Here is an 18,230-nt window from a genome sequence, read left to right as displayed (position 1 = left end):
GCGTCAGGGCATTTGTTATGTCGTTTTAAACACATGGACGACATCTTTTAATTCAGACGACATGTGACTCATCGTTTCAGCGATGCCGTTGATTTCTTGAATGGCGGCAAGCTGTTCTTCGACGTTCGCACCGGCTTCTTCGACGCTTCGCTGTGTCGAGACGGCGTTTGTCGACATATCTTCAACAGAGACGGCAACTTCAGTCGTATTGGCGCTCACTTCTTCTGTTGCTGCCGCAATCTCACTCATTTGACGGGACGTCTCTTCGATGACCGATACGATCTCACGGAACGCCTCGGCCACTTCTCCCATTTGCGATACCCCATTCTCCACATGTACGCTCGATTCTTCGAACGCCGATTCGACTTGCTCCGTGTCACGTTGAATGTCGCGGACGACGGTCTGGATTTGAATGGCGGATTGTTTCGATTCCTCGGCGAGTTTCCGGACTTCAGCCGCGACGACGGCAAACCCTTTTCCGTGCTCACCCGCACGTGCTGCTTCAATCGCCGCGTTTAAGGCAAGTAAGTTCGTCTGTTCCGTGATCGCCGTGATCGAACGGGTGATTTTCTCGATTTCAAGCGATTGGTTCGATAGACGGTTCACCATCTGTTGAGTGAGCTCGTTGGCACGGCGAATTTCTTGCATCCGTTTCTCTGCCAATTGAACGGTCTCAAGTCCACCGTTCGCCGCCTCAAGTGTATGTATCGTCTGCTCATTCACACCTTGTGAGGCCGCAGCGATTTGATTCAATCCATCCACCGCTTGATTGACGCCAATCGTCCCTTCTTCTGCTCGCTTCGAGGATCCTTGCGCAGCCACGTTCATCTCTTCGAACAACCGGGACACGCCTTGGGTCGTTGTCGCGACATGGTCTGTGCTTGCGTAAAGTTCTTCAGAATATGCAGTCACTTTGTCCGACGCTTCACCAACCCGACGAATCAAGCCGACCAGATTATGCTTCATTTCATTGAACGCCGTAACCAGGTCTCCTAGTTCATCGTTTGAGGCGACCTCGATATCTTCTCCAGTCAAATCCCCTTCTGCCATGATGCGTGCTTGACGACCGAGTCGATTGATCGGTTTTAGGAAAAGCCGTTGTAGCGCAAGTAAGGAAAGAATCCCGATCACGACACCACCAACACTGATGATGAGCATCCAAAGGATTGAACTTTCTGCATCTGCTTGTACCGCTTTCGTCTCAGACTCGAGGAGCTCCCCTTTGTATTCGACAAGGTCGGTCACGGTCATGCGTACCCGATCCGTCGTCGGTGTCACACTCGTGTTGAGAACGGTTTTGAAGCCGATTTCGTCTTGTTGTTGACGAAGTTCGACGGCACGATTCATCTCACGGTCTAATAGCTCGTTAAATTTCTCCAAATCTCCCAACCAAGACAATATCTTCTCATCTGAAGAAGATGCCTTGAGTGAAGCCATCAATTCGTCTCGTTGTTCTTGAACTCCCTGGAGACTGATGAGCGTCTTCGGATTGGCTACAAGCATATAGTAGTTCAAGTAGCGTTCGGCATCCGTCACCGCTAATGATAGATTCTCTGCAAGCAGCATTTCCTGCGTGCCTTCACTGAGGACCCGGTCATAGGCGGCAGTCGATTGTCTCAATTGATAAGATCCGAGCGCGCCGACAATGACGAGCGCAATGATCGTCGGAATGAGCGCGATGGACATACGTCGTCTCAGCGATGAGCGTCCTCTCTGTTTCGTACCACTTCGTTTTATGCTCCATCCTTTCCACTTCTTCATCTGGTTAAGCAATCGTTTCACGTCCATGTCATTCGTTCTCCTTCATCTCGGATTTCTTCTCAACTTGAGATTAGTGCAAACGTTTTCATTAATCAAATCGATTTTTCGAAATGAGGTGGATAAATTTTGAATCGGATTCGTTTTGACAAAAAGAAGTCATCTTTGTATACTTTAAATCGTAATAATTACGTTTTGAAAGGATTCTCTATGATTGTGGAAAATACGAAGTTATTAATCATTGGTGCTGGTGTACACGGAATGACCCTCGCCATCTCATATATGGAACAAGGCGGGTGCTTGGAGGATTTGATTATTGTCGACCGTCTCACTGACCCGTTATCGAACTGGAAACAACAAACTTCATCCATCTCTATGTCGCACCTACGTTCGACCCGAGTGCATCACGTTTCTTCGAATCCCCATGCGTTGAAACAGTTCGCCTCGCGCTATGCCTATCGTTCCAATCATTTCAAAGATACGTTCGGACGTCCATCGCTCGAACTGTTCAACGACCATGCCGAATCGTCATGGAACGTATATCGCCTTGATGAGCGGTTCCTCGGAAATGAACAGGTGATGACGCTCCGCAAAGATGGCGCACACTATCATGCCCGAACAAATCATCGCCTCATTATCGCGAACTCGGTCATTGTCGCGATCGGTCAATCGGAAAATGTCGTGTTACCTGAATGGGCTGACAAACAATGTCGACACGTGTTCGAAAAAGATCAATCGGATGAATCGGATCAAGTGACTGTCGTCGGCGGTGGCATCACAGCACTTCACTATGTCGTGAAGCGTGCCAATCAAGGTCACCGTGTCACCCTTGTGACGAGACGTCCGCTCGAAGTGAGTCAATTTGACGCCGATCGACAGTTCATGGGACCGAAAGGATTAGATGACTTCCATCGTCTAAAACAAGACTGGACGACAAAACGATCATTCATCGCCCGTGAACGAAAACCGGGATCTGCTCCGAACGATCTCGTCTTAAAAGTGAAGCGCCTCATACAGATGAACGCTGTGACGCACATCATCGGAGAAGTCGAGCGGGACAGTGGTTCGCTATTTGTGAACGGTGAACAACTTGCCGGAAAAGAAGTCGTCTGTTGTACGGGAATCAGACCTCATCCTGTGAAAGAGACATTTCTTCAGCCCTTGATCGAACAATTCAACCTACCTCTCACCCCATGTGGCACCCCTGTCCTGAATGAGCATCTTGAATGGACGCCTGGACTTTACTTGACCGGTCCTTACGCCGATTTGATCATCGGCCCGTTCTCAAGAGCCATCTATGGTGGACAAGAGGCCGCTCGTAGAATTCTCCCCCAACTTCTAGCCACACAAAAAAGCGTCTGACCATGATGGTCAGACGCTTACTTGCTTATTCCTCAAATGAGGCATTCGCTTTTTTCACGACTTCCGCAACTGCGCTTCGGTTGAAACGGAGAAGCGATTGATCGCATTTCAAAACGACATGTGTGTCTTCGATTTGATGAACGACGCCGTGTAAACCGCCGATTGTGACAACGCTGTCGCCACGCTCGAGGGCGTTTTGCATCGATTGTACTTCTTTTTGGCGTTTCGTCTGTGGACGAATCAAAAGGAAGTAAAATACGACGAAAATCAAGATCATTGGTAATAACGCAACGAGTGTTTCCATGAGTAACATTCACCCTTTCCTTCAATATCAGGTTCATTATACCGTGAAACTGAAGCATTGTCACACAATGTCCGACACGTTTCTTTAGAAATTCTTCGCATTCGGCTTGTTGTAGCCGTATTCTTCGAAGAACTCTTCTTTGAAATCGAGCAAGCGGTCTTCGCGAATCGCTTGACGAACCTGCTCCATCAACTTCACGAGGAAGTGAAGATTATGTGTCGTACACAAGTGAAGACCAAACATCTCATCCGCACGAATCAAGTGGTGGACGTACGCACGCGAGTAGTTCTTACACGTATTGCAGTCACACTTCTCATCGATTGGACCAAAGTCCGTCTTATATTTCGCTTGTTTGATCGTGACGCGACCTTTCGACGTCATGAGCGTTCCGTTTCGTGCGATGCGAGTCGGCAGAACGCAGTCGAACATGTCGATTCCGCGAATCGACCCTTCAATCAACGCATCCGGTGAGCCAACACCCATCAAATAACGTGGTTTGTTCTCTGGCATGAGCGGCGTCGTGAATTCGAGGGCACGATACATGACATCTTTTGGTTCACCGACCGAGAGACCACCGACCGCATATCCTGGGAAATCAAGAGAGACGAGGTCTTGGGCGCTTTGACGACGAAGGTCCTCATATTCTCCACCTTGGATGATGCCGAAGAGCGCTTGGTCTTCTGGACGTTCGTGTGCCTCGAGGCAACGTTCCGCCCAACGGCTCGTCCGCTCGACCGACTTCTTCATGTATTCATGCGTCGCCGGATAAGGCGGACACTCATCGAATGCCATCATGATGTCCGACCCGAGCGCGTTTTGAATCTCCATCGCCTTTTCCGGTGACAAGAACAACTTGTCGCCGTTCAAATGGTTACGGAAATGAACGCCTTCCTCTTGGATATTTCGGAGGTCGGCAAGTGAGAACACTTGGAATCCACCCGAGTCTGTGAGGATTGCCCCGTCCCAGTTCATGAACTTATGAAGTCCACCGGCTTGTTTGATGACCTCATGTCCTGGACGAACCCAAAGGTGATACGTGTTCGACAAGATGATGTTCGCACCCATCGCCTTGACCTGTTCAGGTGCCATCGTTTTGACGCTCGCTTGCGTCCCGACCGGCATGAAGACCGGTGTCTCGAACGACCCGTGCGGCGTATGGACGATTCCGTGCCGCGCTCCGGTCTGTTTGCATGTGTGGATGTGTTCGTATGTGACTGCATGTTTTGTCATTTTGTTACTTCCTTCCTCGTGATGAGCATCGCGTCTCCAAAGCTGAAGAAGCGGTATCGTTCTGCGACCGCAGTCCGATAAGCGTGTAAGATGATGTCGCGCGTCGCGAATGCCGAGACGAGCATGACGAGCGTTGATTTAGGGAGATGGAAGTTCGTGATCAATCCATCGATTGCCTTTAACTCAACACCAGGGTAAATAAAGATATCCGTCCAGCCCGATGACTCGACGAAGTCCCCGTGATCTCGCATGATCGTCTCAAGCGTGCGCGTCGATGTCGTCCCGACCGCAAAGATGCGACCGCCATTCGCTCGAATCTCTCGAAGCGCAGCTGCCGATTCAGCCGACAACTCGAAATATTCACTATGCATCGTATGTTCCTCGATAGAATCAGCCGTCACCGGACGGAACGTCCCGAGGCCGACGTGAAGTGTGAGCGGGATCAACCGGACACCTTTCGCTTTGGCCGCTTCAAGCAGTTCCTCAGTGAAATGAAGACCGGCTGTCGGAGCGGCCGCACTGCCTCGTTCACGGGCATAGACCGTCTGATAACGGTCTTGGTCATCGAGTTGTTCGCGAATATACGGCGGGAGCGGCATCGTTCCAAGCTCGTCTAAAATCTCATAGAAGATGCCGTCGTAGTCAAACTTGAAACGACGTCCACCTTCTGGGAGCTCCTCGACGCATTCTGCGCGGAGAAGGCCGTCCCCGAACTCAACGATGGAGCCGACACGAACTTTTTTCGCCGGTTTGACGAGTGCTTCCCATACATCATCTTCCGTCTGCTTCAACAAGAGCAGTTCGACTTTCCCGCCTGTTTCTTGCTTTGCCCCAAAAAGGCGTGCCGGTAAGACGCGCGAATCGTTGACGACGAGCGCATCCCCCTCGTTCAAATAATCGAGCACGTCACGAAAATGGCGATGCTCGATGTCCCCTGTCTCGCGGTCTAATACGAGCAAGCGTGAGCTTGTCCGATCAAGCAATGGGACTTGCGCAATCAACTCTTCTGGCAATTCAAAATCATAATCGTTTACGTTCAATTGAATGTCTTGCATACCTTACTCCTCTTCCTCTTCATAACCAAAATGCGACTTGGCAAACTGTGTGATCATCCGTCCTCGCGGCGTGCGCTGCAAGAATCCTTGTTGCAATAAATAGGGCTCGTAGACATCCTCAATCGTCTGAGCGTCCTCACCGATGGTCGCAGCGAGCGTCTCAAGCCCGACCGGTCCACCTCCGAACCGCTCCACCATGGCTCTCAGTAACCGATGATCGACTTCATCGAGTCCGAGCGCATCGACGTGTAGCCGGTCGAGCGCATCAGATGCGAGCACTGGATCGATTTCTTTCGTACCAGCCACTTGTGCGAAATCACGGACACGACGCAAGAGACGGTTTGCAACTCGTGGCGTCCCTCGTGAGCGTTTCGCAATCGCACCGCTCGCCTCCGGTGAAATCGAGAGACGGAACAACTGGGCCGTCCGGCTGACGATGGCCGCTAACTCATGTGTTTCGTAATATTCGAGCTTCAACGTGACGCCGAAACGGTCACGTAAAGGCGCCGACAACATCCCGGCCCGTGTCGTCGCCCCGACAAGCGTAAACGGTGGTAGGTCGATGCGGACGCTACGAGCCATCTCCCCTTGCCCATAGACGATGTCGAGACAGTAATCTTCCATCGCCGGATAGAGGATCTCTTCAATCGTCCGGCTCAAACGATGAATCTCGTCGATGAACAAGACGTCTCCCGGCTCGAGTGTCGAAAGGATTGCGGCCAAATCACCCGGTCGTTCAATTGCCGGTCCTGCTGTCGTCTTAATTCCGACGCCCATCTCGTTGGCGATGATTTGGGCGAGCGTCGTCTTCCCGAGTCCCGGGGGACCGTATAAGAGCACGTGGTCGAGCGTCTCACTACGAAGTTTAGCGGCCTGAATGAAGACCGACAAATTGCCTTTCGCCTTTTCTTGCCCGATATATTGCTCGAAGCGCTGCGGACGTAAGCTCCACTCTTCAGAGTCTTCATATTGCTGATGAGATTGTGACAACAATCGTTCGTCCATAGCTTCCTCCTTATTTCAGTAACAGCTGTAGCGCGCGTTTTATGTACGCGTCGGTCGTCAATATTTCTCCGCTCAATGCTTTGCGGACTTTTAGGATTTCCCGTTCAGAGTAGCCGAGCGCGACGAGCGCCTCACACGCCTCATCGAGTTCAGATGCACCTTGGGCAAACAACCCTTCGTTCGGCACATAATCCGGTGCGAGCTCGGATAACTTCCCTTTCAAGTCGAGCGCCATCTGTTTGGCCGTCTTCTTGCCGACTCCCGGGAACTTCGTCAAATACTTCTCGTTCTCAGTTTCAATCGCATCGATCAACGCGTCGATATCGCCGGACGCGACGATGGCAAGCGCACCCTTTGGTCCGATCCCGCTCACGCTGAGGAGTTTATTGAACAGCTCACGCTCACGACGTGACCGGAAACCGTATAACGTCTGTTGGTCTTCACGCACATAATGATGCGTAAACACGATTACATGTTCGTCTTGTTCACGATAAAAAAACGGGTTAGGCACATGTACTTTGTAGCCGACGCCCGAGACATCTAACGTTATATATTCCGCACACACATAGGCGACGGGTCCTTTTACGAATTCAATCACGATGTACTCTCCTTTTTGGTCGGAAAAACTGCATTTATTGTACCATAATGGGCGACACGAAAAAAGGACAGGCGTTTACCTGTCCTGAAGCGATTACCGTGCAAGCATTCGTTCAAGTGCACGTTTCGACCACTCTGTCGTCTCATGATCGACGCGAATGACGTTCACCGGGTCCGTCTCGAGTGACTCGAGCGCCCAGAGAAGATGTGGCATGTCGATTCGATTCATCGTGAGGCACGGACACATGAATGGGTTCAACGAGACGATATCAAGATGTGGGTACGTTGCCGCCAACCGGTTGACGAGGTTCATCTCCGTTCCGACCGCCCACTTCGTCCCAGGTGCACTCGCATCAATCTTGTCGATGATATATGACGTCGATCCCGCCTCGTCTGCCGCTTGGACGACGTCAAACGTACACTCCGGATGGACGATGATGCGACGATCCGGCTCACGGTCACGGAACGCCTGAATTTGCGATACCGTGAACTTCTCATGGACAGAACAGTGTCCTTTCCATAAGATGACTTTCACTTGATCGTCATCGCCTTCTGAGACCAATTCTTCACGGAGCGGATCCCAAACAGCCATCGCCTCGAGCGGAATGCCGAGGTCGAACGCCGTGTTCCGCCCGAGATGCTGATCGGGTAGGAACAAGATGCGTTCACCTGCCTCAAGCGCCCACCGGACGATTTCATGGGCGTTCGACGATGTGACGGTCGCCCCACCGTGACGACCAACGAACGCTTTGATGGCCGCTGTTGAATTGACGTATGTAATCGGGATGATGTCCTCTCCAAATCGTTCCGTCAGTTCTTCCCAAGCAATCTCCGTCTGATCGATATCGGCCATGTCTGCCATCGAACAGCCGGCACGCATATCAGGTAAGACGACAATCTGGTCGTCCCGTGTCAACATGTCTGCCGTCTCTGCCATGAAGTGGACACCACAAAAGACGATGAATTCGGCTTCGCTCATCTGTTCTGCGAGTCGTGCGAGCTGGAGCGAATCTCCTGTCGCGTCCGCGAATTGAACGACCTCGTCTTTTTGATAATGATGGGCCGGTAAAAAGAGACGAGTCCCGAGCCGATCTTTGACCGCCTGAATCCGAGTCTCCATCTCCTCCACTGACAGGTTAGCGTACGTCGGTGGGAGTGTTCCGAGTAGTTGCATCTTTCATTCCTCCTTGTAAATTCAAACTGCAATCAAGCGCGCGGACCGAATGAGTCAATTGACCGAGCGAGATGACATCGATGCGAATGCCTCGATAATCGTCAATCGTGTCGAGCGTGATTCCACCAGACACTTCAATTTTGATGTGCGTCGGTATATGACGGACCCAGTCCCTCAATTCATCTGGCGTCCGATTATCAAGCATCACGATGTCCGGATCGGCTTGAACCGCCTCCATCAGATGTTCGAACGACTCGATTTCGATTTCAATCGGGGTCGTATGACCGACACGCTCACGCGCGACTTGAATCGCGTTCGTTACACCACCCAGTGCGACGATATGATTGTCTTTGATCATGACGGCGTCATCGAGTCTTAAACGGTGATTGTATCCCCCACCGACACGTACGGCGTACTTCTCAATCATCCGAAGTCCCGGAGTCGTCTTCCGTGTATCGGTCACGTGTATCGAGTCATCATCTAGCGCATCGATGCACTGCTTTGTCATCGTCGCGACTCCACTCGCATGTTGGATTACATTCAACAGCACACGCTCCGTCTCTAAAATTGCGCGTGTCTTTCCTCTCAAGACGACGAGCTCGTCTCCAGGGACAACCGCTCTCCCGTCTTCTTGGCAAAAGACCAATTCAAGCCGCTGCATAGTTGCCAGCTCTTCTACGATTGGCTTCCCACAGAAAATGCCCTGTTCTTTGGCAACAATCGTTGCGACCGACTCGTCCTGTGCATCAATCAGCGCACTCGATAAGTCCCCATAACCGATATCTTCAATCAAGAACTGACGTAGCTGTTCGCGTAGGTATATCGTGTTCATCATACCGCTCCATTTCGAGGATGCTTTGCGCGAGAAGACGCGCCGCATCGAGTTGTAAAGTTTGTTCACTTAATTGTCTTGTCACGTGTTTCGTCATGGTCAACGTTTGGGTATTTTGTAAGAAACCTTTCAATTCATCAAGACTTGGTGAAATCGTCAACCATCTTCCAATTTGAGCACGGAACGCTTGAAACACCAAAGGTGAGATGTCGTACACCAGCGTCTCCTTCGTCACCATGGCCGTCCTATTCAAACGCACCGCCCGCGCGACTCGTTTTCCAAATACCCAACATTCCAAAAGTGAGTTCGAGGCTAAACGATTCGTTCCATGTATGCCCGCATCCGCCACTTCACCGACGGCATATAATCCGTCAACGCCTGTCCGTCCCATATCATCCACTTCGATTCCACCCATATGAAAATGGAGACCTGGACGTACTGGAATGCGGCGAGGATCAATCCTAAGTTTGTCACATGTCAAAGCAAGTTTTGGAAACCGTTCACGAAGACGTGTCACGTTTGTCGTATCGAGATAGACCGTTCCCATCCGTTCCGTCAGTACCCGTGCCACGTCATCTCGAGGCGCGAGACTCCCGAGCGGATGATGCGCCATCACGTGATTCCCTTCGTCATCAACGAGCGTCGCTCCGGCTCCCCGGAGCGCTTCGGTCACGAGGTGAGGCGTTTCGGTCGCCAGTAAGGTGGGGTGAAATTGGATCCGCTGTAAATGTGTCAGCTTGGCCCCACATCGATTTGCCAGAACGAGACCATCACCGGTCACGGTACGCGCGTTTGAAGTCCAATTGATCAGCCCACCGATGCCACCTGTCGCCAATACGACAGCGCCGGCTTCAATTCGAATGGGCACTTCATCACGAAACGCCATCGCGCCGACGACTTTCCCGTCTTTCGTAATGAGATCGTGCACGAGCACCCGTTCCAATACGTTCACGTTATCAGGCATCGACTGACGCAATTGCCTCATGACATGACGTCCCGTCTCGTCGCCACCGACATGAAAGATCCGATTCAATCGGTGTGCGCCTTCTCGTCCGAGGGCATAGCCGCCCTCTTCATGATCGAACCGGACACCGAATCGTTCCATTTCTTCAATCGCTTGACGCCCTTCTTCTACGAGAATGTCGACGCGCTCAGCGCACGATGTGTTTTTAGAAGCGAACATTGTGTCTTCTTTATGGGCCGTACTCGATTTCTCAAGATACGCGCTCGCAATCCCGCCTTGTGCCAAATCGGAGTTGCTCTCTGTCATCTCACCTTTTGAGACGAGAAGAATGGAGAATGATTTTGATAGATGCAAAGCCGTTGCGACGGCGGCAAGTCCCGTTCCGATAATCAAAATGTCAGTTTTCTCTATGTGTAAAGACACTTGTACATCACCTGTTTTTCATATGTAATGTTGACTTGTAAACTAGTTTCGCATAATTTTGTGTAGAAGACAACATGAGAAAAGGGGAGTCCATGATGAACCGCTACTTCGACTACGCCGCTACACACCCGATGACGCATGCAGCATTAGACCATTACGTGGCGATGGCCAAAAACGTTTATGGGAACCCATCATCACTCCATACCCAAGGTTATATGGCAGAAGATTATTTGACAGAAGCAAGACGCTTGATCAAACAGGCGCTCGGTCTTGATATGTTACGAGGAAAATTATTATTCACTGGGAGTGGATCGGAGAGCAATTACATCGCACTGACAAGTTTACGTAAACGGATGAAGGGCAAAGAGGTGATCACGTCTTGGCATGAACATGATTCGGTCGCCCTCTTACTTGAAGAGTGGGAACGGGAAGGAATAATCGTTCATCGGTTGAAACTGAAGGATGGGAAGTTTGATTTAGATGCATTCACACACCTACTCGACCGTGACATCGGGCTCGTCACGCTCCAGCATGTCAATTCCGACACAGGCTGGGTGTTACCGCTCCACCACATCCAATGCCTCTTGAAATATAAGAAAATCCTCTTCCATGTGGACGGGATCCAGGCACTCGGGAAAATCCCGATTTCTGTCGAAGGCATCGATGCCTATTCGTTCAGTGCCCACAAAGTAGGTGGACCGAAAGGAGTCGGCGCCCTCTACATGGAACGTCTGATTCCTCCCCCATACTATCCGGGGCATCATCAATACGGGATTCGTCCCGGAACGATTGACGTTCCTGGAATCAGTGCCTTTGCAAAAGCACTCGGAGAACGTCAGGAACAATTGACACGTTTTCAGAGAAATTTCATGGCGTTTCGTGCTATCTTGAAAGAGAAGACGTCAGCGCATGTCCATTGGCTCGAGTTTGATGAACAAAGTCCCGCCATTTTCTCCTTCGTCTCCCATCAACGCGACGGACAATGGTGGATGACCGAGCTCGACGATCTCGGGTTCCAAGTATCGGCTGGGTCGGCATGTCGAGCAGGTCAAAATGGACCAAATCGCATGCTCGAAGCACTCGGATATGAGACGAGCGCCTGTCATGGACTCGTCCGCATTTCCTTCGGCGCGCAAACGACCGCCGAAGACACATCGGCCCTCGCCGATGCCATCGTCATTTTAGCAAGGAGAGTCGAACATCATGAACAAACGTTTAGCCGGTGAAGAACGCCGTCGCACACTATTACAATTGATTGAATCGAGCAATGAGCCAATCACAGGATCTGAACTGGCAAGACATGTATCCGTCAGTCGTCAGGTCATCGTCCAAGACCTATCGTTGCTAAAAGCGAAAGGCCATCAAATCGTCGCGACCGCTCGTGGGTATGTCTACTTGCATGGAGACCTCACCCCCTCCACCTATTCGAAAAAGGTAGCCTGTCGTCATACGGCAGAAGAGATGGAGACGGAGATGAACGCCATCGTCGATGAAGGGGTCACCATCAAAGACGTCATCATCGACCATCCTGTATACGGGTCTATCACGGGACAACTCATGGTGAAGAGTCGCCGCGACGTCCGCGCCTTCCTCGAACGAGTGAAGACGCATGGGGCTTCCCCGCTCTCCCAGTTGACGGGTGGCTTCCATATCCATACGCTCGAATCAGACCATAAAGAGGCAATCGATGCTGCGGTGAAAGAATTGGACCGCCTCGGGATTCTCGTATCCGAATTAGATTGAAGAGACGTCACGAATATGTGACATCTCTTCTTTTTCTTTTCAGTCATGTCCGTTATACTGATGGATGGAACATCTTTCCTGAAATCATTTGAAAGGAGGGCTACGTCTTGAACGTCCTCGAGCATCTACTCGCCGTCTGTGGGGTCTTCAGCATTCCCATCGGTATCTTGGTTCAATTCATCCCGAACGAACTCGTTCTCGCATACGGAGGCTTCCTCGTCGACTCGCATGACGCGCCCTTCTTCCTGACGTTCCTACTGGCGTGGGTCTCCTTCACGCTCAGCCAAATCGGTCTGTACTGGATCGGTCGATATGGTGGGCGTCCCGTCGCGCTCAAACTGTATCGGTATTTTCGAATTCGGCAAGACAAGCAACTCCGGGCCGAGCGCTGGTTTGAGAAATACGGTGCATGGATCGTCTGTCTCAGCCTGTTTTGGCGTCAATTATTCGCCGTGAGCGCCGGGGTGATGCGTCTATCGTTCCGTAAGTTTTTGTCGGTGACGACCTTGATTTTCGCCGTCTGGTCATTCATCTTCATCCATGTCGGGATGATGCTTGGTAGCAACTGGCGCATGATCGGCCACTTCATGGACGATGTCATCCCCTTCTTGGCTCTTGCTGTCGGGATTATCCTCGTCGTTCGACATGTTCGTCAGCAACCAAAACGTGTGAAAGAATCAGCTTAACTGAAGCTGATTCTTTTTTGTTGGAAAGGGAAACGCTAATATCTGTCGAATAAGAACCATGTAAGCGAATCGCGGTCATATATATAGGACACCGCACAACGAAAAAGGAGGAATCATCATGTTCCATCGCCGTAAAACGTATACGATTCGACCTGAACGCCTGCAAGAATTCACCGACTTTTTCCATACATACATTTATCCGATCCAGGCGTCGCATGGCGCCCGCCTCGTCGGACGCTGGGTGACCGAAGACAAGTCCGAGGTCATGGCATTATGGGAATACCGGGACCGTGAACATTATGAGCAAGTCGAACGGGACTATCGGGGCAGCGCCTTACGACGGGAAGCGATGAAGAAGCGGGCCCGACTAGGCAAAGATTTGTATATCAAGTCGAGTGAAGAATTCATGATGCCAACCGGTCACTATACGCCACCCCGCACCATCGTTTCTGTGACGGCGTACATTACGAACGAAGCAGGCGAAGTTCTCCTCGTCAAAAATATGCATCGGAACGATTCGTTTGAAATGCCTGGCGGACAAGTGGAAGAACATGAGTCCATCGTGGATGCCATCCATCGTGAAGTACGCGAAGAAACCGGTGCGGAAATCAAAGTAGAAGGGGTCACCGGGATTTATCAAAACGTGTCGTCCCGCGTCCTCTGTGTCACCTTTCGCGCCACTTATGTATCAGGTGACCTCAAACCGCAGGCTGGCGAGACACAGGAAGTTGGATTCTATAAAGTTGACGCAAGCAACGTCGGCGACTACATCAAACGAGAGCATTTCCAGATGCGCTTCCTCGATGCGATCGACCCGACCTACATGCCTTACGCCATTTATAAAGTACGACCATATGAACTGATTGAGCGCATTGAACGCCAATCCGTATGACGCAAACAGGGATGATCCGCTATGTGCGAATCATCCCTGTTCTTTATGCTTCTTGCATGTCTTCTTGTTGAGATTGTCCAGTCTCCACTAACAGTTTCCGGACACGGCGTTTCTCCACATGGAGAACGGTGAACGTCATGTCTTGATACGTGACTTGTGCACCTTTCTCCGGGATGTCACCGAGCAATTCAACGAACCAACCGCCCATCGTGTTGGAATCGACGTCTGGTTCTGCAATCCCCATCTCTTCCGCGAATTCATCAACGTTCATGTCAGCCATACACTCATAGACCCCTTCACGGAGACGTCTGAGATAGATGACGGATTCGTCGTGCTCATCCCAGATGTCGCCGACGAGTTCTTCAAGCATGTCTTCTAACGTGATGAGACCCGCCGTGCCCCCGAATTCATCGAGGACGACAGCCATGTGAGATTGTTTTTGCTGGAGAATCGGAAGTAGTTCAATCAATTTCGTCTGCGGTGACACGTACGTGAGCGGTCGGATGAGCGAACGGACATCCGTCACTTCATCCTTCATCATCGAACGCAAGAAGTCACGTTCCGACAAGACACCGATGACGTTGTCGATCGAGTCTTTGTAGACCGGTAAACGCGAATGTCCACCACTGAAAATCGTGTCTTTGATTTCATCGAGCGAATCGTCGATGTCGACGGCCAGAATATCGATTCGTGGCGTCAGCACATCATCGACCGTAATATCGTTGAAGGCAAAGGCGCTATGGACGAGCTCTGCTTCCGTCTCTCCGAGCACACCTTCCTCTTCTCCCATATCGACGAGCACTTTCAACTCTTCTTCGGTGACGGATGGCTCCTTGTCTTTCATCCCGATCATCCGCAGCGTCAACTTCTTCAAGCCGGTGAAAATCATCGTCACCGGTTTGAGGACTTTAACGAGGAACACAAGGATTCCACTGATGAGAAGCGAATACTTCTCCGCAAACTCTTTCGCGAGCGATTTCGGTAAAATCTCACCGAAAATCAAGATGATGACCGTCGTCGCGAACGTTGACACGAGAAGACCGGTTCCCCCACTGAAAATAGATGTGGCGATGGCGGTCGACACCGTCGCCGAACCGATGTTGACGATGTTGTTCCCGACGAGAATCGTCGAGAGGGTATCATCAAAACGGTCGACGAGACTGAGGACACGTTTCGCGGCTTTGTCACCATCTTCCGCCATCCGAATCATCCGGACCCGGTTCACACTCGAGAGCGCCGTTTCTGCTGATGAGAAAAACGCTGACAACATGACGAGAACTACATATAGAATTAAACTTGACGAGGGCACAGGGTCCACGTTAGCTTCACACTCCGTTTCTTCTTAACAAATAATTTTTTTATTCCACAAACTCGAATTCGAAGTCGAGGATTGCCACGACACTACCGTCCTCGGCACCCAACTTACGAAGATCGTCATCGACGCCCATTTGACGCATTTGACGAGCAAATCGTTTGATCGACTCATCATGGTCAAAGTTCGTCATCTTGAAGAGCTTCTCGATACGAGGGCCCGTGATCACGAAGCGATCGTATTCATCGATGTGGATTTGATAGCCTTTCTCTTCCTTCTCATAACGATACACGACACGAGGCGTCGCTGTCTTCTCTTCGAGCTCATCGAGTGGGAATTCTGGTGTCGTATCGACAAAGTTCGCCACTTCGATCAACAAGTTGCGAAGACCGTCTTGAGCGAGTGCTGAGATCGGGAAGACTTTGACATCGTCCCCTACCTTCTTCTTGAACTCTTCAAGATGTTCCGCTGCGTCCGGCATATCCATTTTGTTCGCCACGACGACTTGTGGACGCTCGAGGAGACGTAAGTTGTACGACTCGAGCTCACGGTTGATCGTCGTGTAGTCTTCGAACGGGTCGCGCCCTTCCATACCACTCATATCGATCATGTGAACGATAACTTTCGTCCGTTCGATATGGCGAAGGAACTGGTGACCGAGACCGACGCCTTGGCTCGCCCCTTCGATGAGACCTGGAAGGTCGGCCATGACGAAACTACGGTCGTCCGCTGTCTTGACGACACCGAGGTTCGGTGTGATCGTCGTGAAGTGGTACGCACCGATTTTCGGGCGTGCCGACGAGACGACAGAGAGAAGCGTTGACTTCCCGACAGACGGGAATCCGACGAGACCGACGTCTGCGAGGAGTTTCAACTCGAGACGCAACTCACGTTCTTGACCTGGTTCCCCGTTCTCCGCAATTTCCGGAGCCGGGTTGGCAGGCGTCGCAAAACGACAGTTCCCGCGACCACCACGACCGCCTTTGGCGATCGTCGCTTGTTGGCCGTGCTCGGTCAAGTCTGCGATGACGGTATCCGTCTCGGCATCGAACACGATCGTGCCAGGTGGGACTTTGACGATGAGCGGTTTCGCTTTACGTCCGTGCATCCCTTTTGACATCCCTTTTTCGCCATCGTGGGCGATAAACTTCTTCGAATAGCGGAAATCAACGAGCGTCCGCAATCCTTCCTCTACTTCAAAGATGACGTCCCCACCGTGACCACCGTCACCACCTGCAGGACCACCGTCTGGAACGTATTTCTCGCGACGGAAAGCGACCATCCCTTTTCCGCCGTCTCCAGCTTTTACAAAAATATTAACCTGATCGACAAACATTTATTTCCCCTCCTTTATGTGAAACGTAGTGGTATCTACGTTCTGTTCGTACACATCGGCTGATGCCTTCACATCGTCCGGGACAGCGCCCGTGACGCGAACCATCAGTCCGTCCGTGAACGTCACATGAATCGGCCCATCCGTGTTGTCTAACAAGCGGACAAGCATCTCTGCCACTCGCGCGTCATCGATGGCGAGTTGGTCGGTTGAAATCGTATACGTCATCCGTCCCTCCCAATTCGCTTGAATCACGACTAGGCTCGTCTGTGGCACGTTCAAACGAACGAGCGCACTCTCTTCGTCGGCCTGTTTCCGATAGCGTTCGTAAAGTTCCTCGAGCTTAGTCGGATCGAGAGCCACATAGAGCGAGATCAATTGAAGCCGATTCATCCATTCGTGACGGACGGTCGATAAGAGCTCGAGTGTCTGTTCTGAATCCATTTGATCCTCTCCTAGAAAAAAAGACTCTAACCAAATAAGTGGCTAGAGTCTTCTGCGTCGTTCAACTTACGCGACTGGGTAAACGCTCACTTGTTTCTTGTCGCGACCAAGACGCTCATAGCGTACTACGCCGTCAACTTTCGCAAACAAAGTGTCGTCGCCACCACGGCCAACGTTTTCACCTGGGTGAATCTTTGTACCGCGTTGGCGGTAAAGGATTGATCCAGCTGAAACTGTTTGTCCGTCAGCGCGTTTTGCACCGAGACGTTTCGAAATTGAGTCACGACCGTTTTTAGTCGAACCAACTCCCTTTTTCGAAGCGAAGAACTGAAGGTTCAATTGTAACATGAGGTCCACCTCCTATTGTTCAATTTGGATATATTCACCGTAGCTTTGGGCGATCGTGTCTAACTGCACGAGCATCCCTTCTAATAACAGTTGGGTGCGTTCCATATCCTGCGGTGATAAGTCAGGATACGTCTCGACATAAAAGTAACCACCCTCTGTTTGATCTGCCATTTCTACAAGAAGCGATTGACCCGCAAGCGTTTCGACGGCGTTATAGGCACCAAAGATGATGGCTGAAACACCGGCGCACACCAAGTCAGAACCAGGTTCTGCAAAATTGGCATGACCAGTCACTTCGACGGAGCGAATCGACTTCGCCTCGTCTCGTCTTACCTTGACCCGAATCATAGCTTACGCTTCGATTTTCTCGATGCGAACTTTCGTGTAAGGCTGACGGTGACCTTGCTTACGACGGTAGTTTTTCTTAGCTTTCATTTTGAAGACAGTGATCTTCTTAGCGCGGCCGTGTTTTACCACAGTACCGACAACTTTAGCGCCTTCTACGAGTGGAGCGCCGACTTTAACATCGTCACCACCAACGAAAAGAACCTCACCGAATTCTACAGTACCTTCGACATCAGCATCGAGTTTTTCGATGTAGATCTCTTGACCTGCTTCAACTTTGATTTGCTTACCACCTGTTTTGATGATTGCGTACATATACGTGCACCTCCTTGTTAAACTCAGACTCGCCATCCTGGGCAGGGCAAAAACCTTTAAAAACCCGTTCTGTGCGGTTGTAGCCATTTGGGTGCTTCCAAACGAACT

General features: G+C 51.0%; 20 protein-coding genes and 1 other annotated feature. Of the genes, 5 read left to right on the top strand and 15 right to left on the bottom strand.

All coding sequences use genetic code 11. From position 1 onward, the window contains the following. Positions 1–15: 15 nt before the first annotated feature. Entirely contained in the window at positions 16–1,788 is a 1,773-nt protein-coding gene (locus GVY43_RS01045) for a methyl-accepting chemotaxis protein (RefSeq protein WP_074037467.1), read from the bottom strand. A gap of 180 nt (positions 1,789–1,968) precedes the next feature. Between GVY43_RS01045 and GVY43_RS01040 the strand changes: the two genes are divergently transcribed. After that, positions 1,969–3,120: an NAD(P)-binding domain-containing protein gene (locus GVY43_RS01040; protein WP_159561997.1), complete on the top strand. Its 1,152-nt coding sequence runs from the start codon at positions 1,969–1,971 to the stop codon at positions 3,118–3,120. A 25-nt stretch (positions 3,121–3,145) separates the two neighbouring features. Here GVY43_RS01040 and yajC read toward each other — a convergent pair whose 3' ends face one another. The 8 genes from yajC to GVY43_RS01000 form a co-directional block, all read right to left on the bottom strand. After that, positions 3,146–3,424 carry a preprotein translocase subunit YajC gene (yajC, locus tag GVY43_RS01035; protein ID WP_026826452.1) on the bottom strand — a complete coding sequence of 93 codons (279 nt, stop codon included), beginning with the start codon at positions 3,422–3,424 and terminating at the stop codon, positions 3,146–3,148. A gap of 84 nt (positions 3,425–3,508) precedes the next feature. Further along, positions 3,509–4,654, bottom strand: a complete 1,146-nt coding sequence (gene tgt, locus GVY43_RS01030; protein WP_015881169.1) for a tRNA guanosine(34) transglycosylase Tgt — start codon at positions 4,652–4,654, stop codon at positions 3,509–3,511. Continuing rightward, a complete protein-coding gene (queA, locus tag GVY43_RS01025; protein ID WP_015881168.1) occupies positions 4,651–5,709 on the bottom strand; it encodes a tRNA preQ1(34) S-adenosylmethionine ribosyltransferase-isomerase QueA in 1,059 nt (352 codons plus the stop codon). Before queA ends, tgt begins: the two co-directional genes overlap by 4 nt. Before the next feature lie 3 nt (positions 5,710–5,712). Further along, positions 5,713–6,714 carry a Holliday junction branch migration DNA helicase RuvB gene (gene ruvB / locus GVY43_RS01020; RefSeq protein WP_078146571.1) on the bottom strand — a complete coding sequence of 334 codons (1,002 nt, stop codon included), beginning with the start codon at positions 6,712–6,714 and terminating at the stop codon, positions 5,713–5,715. Between the two features lie 10 nt (positions 6,715–6,724). Then, positions 6,725–7,312, bottom strand: a complete 588-nt coding sequence (gene ruvA / locus GVY43_RS01015) for a Holliday junction branch migration protein RuvA (protein ID WP_074037474.1) — start codon at positions 7,310–7,312, stop codon at positions 6,725–6,727. A 93-nt stretch (positions 7,313–7,405) separates the two neighbouring features. Next, positions 7,406–8,485, bottom strand: coding sequence for a quinolinate synthase NadA (gene nadA, locus GVY43_RS01010; protein ID WP_159561996.1), 1,080 nt, complete (start codon positions 8,483–8,485; stop codon positions 7,406–7,408). After that, positions 8,448–9,317, bottom strand: coding sequence for a carboxylating nicotinate-nucleotide diphosphorylase (gene nadC / locus GVY43_RS01005; RefSeq protein WP_159561995.1), 870 nt, complete (start codon positions 9,315–9,317; stop codon positions 8,448–8,450). Before nadC ends, nadA begins: the two co-directional genes overlap by 38 nt. Beyond that, positions 9,271–10,704, bottom strand: coding sequence for an L-aspartate oxidase (locus GVY43_RS01000; RefSeq protein WP_159561994.1), 1,434 nt, complete (start codon positions 10,702–10,704; stop codon positions 9,271–9,273). The genes nadC and GVY43_RS01000 overlap by 47 nt, the downstream gene beginning before the upstream one ends. Positions 10,705–10,799: 95 nt before the next feature. Between GVY43_RS01000 and GVY43_RS00995 the strand changes: the two genes are divergently transcribed. From GVY43_RS00995 to GVY43_RS00980, 4 genes are all read left to right on the top strand, one after another. Beyond that, complete coding sequence (locus tag GVY43_RS00995) at positions 10,800–11,930, top strand: cysteine desulfurase family protein (protein ID WP_159561993.1); 1,131 nt, start codon at positions 10,800–10,802, stop codon at positions 11,928–11,930. Beyond that, entirely contained in the window at positions 11,908–12,447 is a 540-nt protein-coding gene (locus GVY43_RS00990; RefSeq protein WP_074037482.1) for a transcription repressor NadR, read from the top strand. The genes GVY43_RS00995 and GVY43_RS00990 overlap by 23 nt, the downstream gene beginning before the upstream one ends. Before the next feature lie 107 nt (positions 12,448–12,554). Further along, positions 12,555–13,133 (top strand): DedA family protein, encoded by a 579-nt coding sequence (locus GVY43_RS00985; protein ID WP_074037484.1) that lies wholly within the window; start codon positions 12,555–12,557, stop codon positions 13,131–13,133. A 118-nt stretch (positions 13,134–13,251) separates the two neighbouring features. After that, positions 13,252–14,025 (top strand): NUDIX domain-containing protein, encoded by a 774-nt coding sequence (locus GVY43_RS00980; protein ID WP_159561992.1) that lies wholly within the window; start codon positions 13,252–13,254, stop codon positions 14,023–14,025. Between the two features lie 43 nt (positions 14,026–14,068). On the opposite strand, the gene GVY43_RS00975 is transcribed toward GVY43_RS00980, so the two are convergent. From GVY43_RS00975 to rplU, 6 genes are all read right to left on the bottom strand, one after another. Next, on the bottom strand, positions 14,069–15,334 hold the full coding sequence (locus GVY43_RS00975; protein ID WP_306462366.1) for a hemolysin family protein: 1,266 nt from the start codon (positions 15,332–15,334) through the stop codon (positions 14,069–14,071). 49 nt (positions 15,335–15,383) lie between these two features. Further along, positions 15,384–16,673: a GTPase ObgE gene (gene obgE / locus GVY43_RS00970; protein WP_015881157.1), complete on the bottom strand. Its 1,290-nt coding sequence runs from the start codon at positions 16,671–16,673 to the stop codon at positions 15,384–15,386. Then, positions 16,674–17,114 carry a Spo0B domain-containing protein gene (locus tag GVY43_RS00965; RefSeq protein WP_074037487.1) on the bottom strand — a complete coding sequence of 147 codons (441 nt, stop codon included), beginning with the start codon at positions 17,112–17,114 and terminating at the stop codon, positions 16,674–16,676. Between the two features lie 66 nt (positions 17,115–17,180). After that, a complete protein-coding gene (rpmA, locus tag GVY43_RS00960; protein WP_015881155.1) occupies positions 17,181–17,462 on the bottom strand; it encodes a 50S ribosomal protein L27 in 282 nt (93 codons plus the stop codon). A gap of 12 nt (positions 17,463–17,474) precedes the next feature. Continuing rightward, on the bottom strand, positions 17,475–17,810 hold the full coding sequence (locus GVY43_RS00955; RefSeq protein WP_015881154.1) for a ribosomal-processing cysteine protease Prp: 336 nt from the start codon (positions 17,808–17,810) through the stop codon (positions 17,475–17,477). 3 nt (positions 17,811–17,813) lie between these two features. Beyond that, positions 17,814–18,122, bottom strand: a complete 309-nt coding sequence (gene rplU / locus GVY43_RS00950) for a 50S ribosomal protein L21 (RefSeq protein ID WP_015881153.1) — start codon at positions 18,120–18,122, stop codon at positions 17,814–17,816. 15 nt (positions 18,123–18,137) lie between these two features. After that, positions 18,138–18,211 (bottom strand) — a sequence feature (ribosomal protein L21 leader region). Between the last annotated feature and the right edge of the window lie 19 nt (positions 18,212–18,230).

The organism is Exiguobacterium sp. 8H (genome assembly GCF_902506255.1).
GTDB lineage: Bacteria > Bacillota > Bacilli > Exiguobacteriales > Exiguobacteriaceae > Exiguobacterium > Exiguobacterium profundum.
The sequence above is the reverse complement of the archived record's forward strand: the minus strand, read 5'-3'. Positions and strand labels throughout refer to the sequence as shown.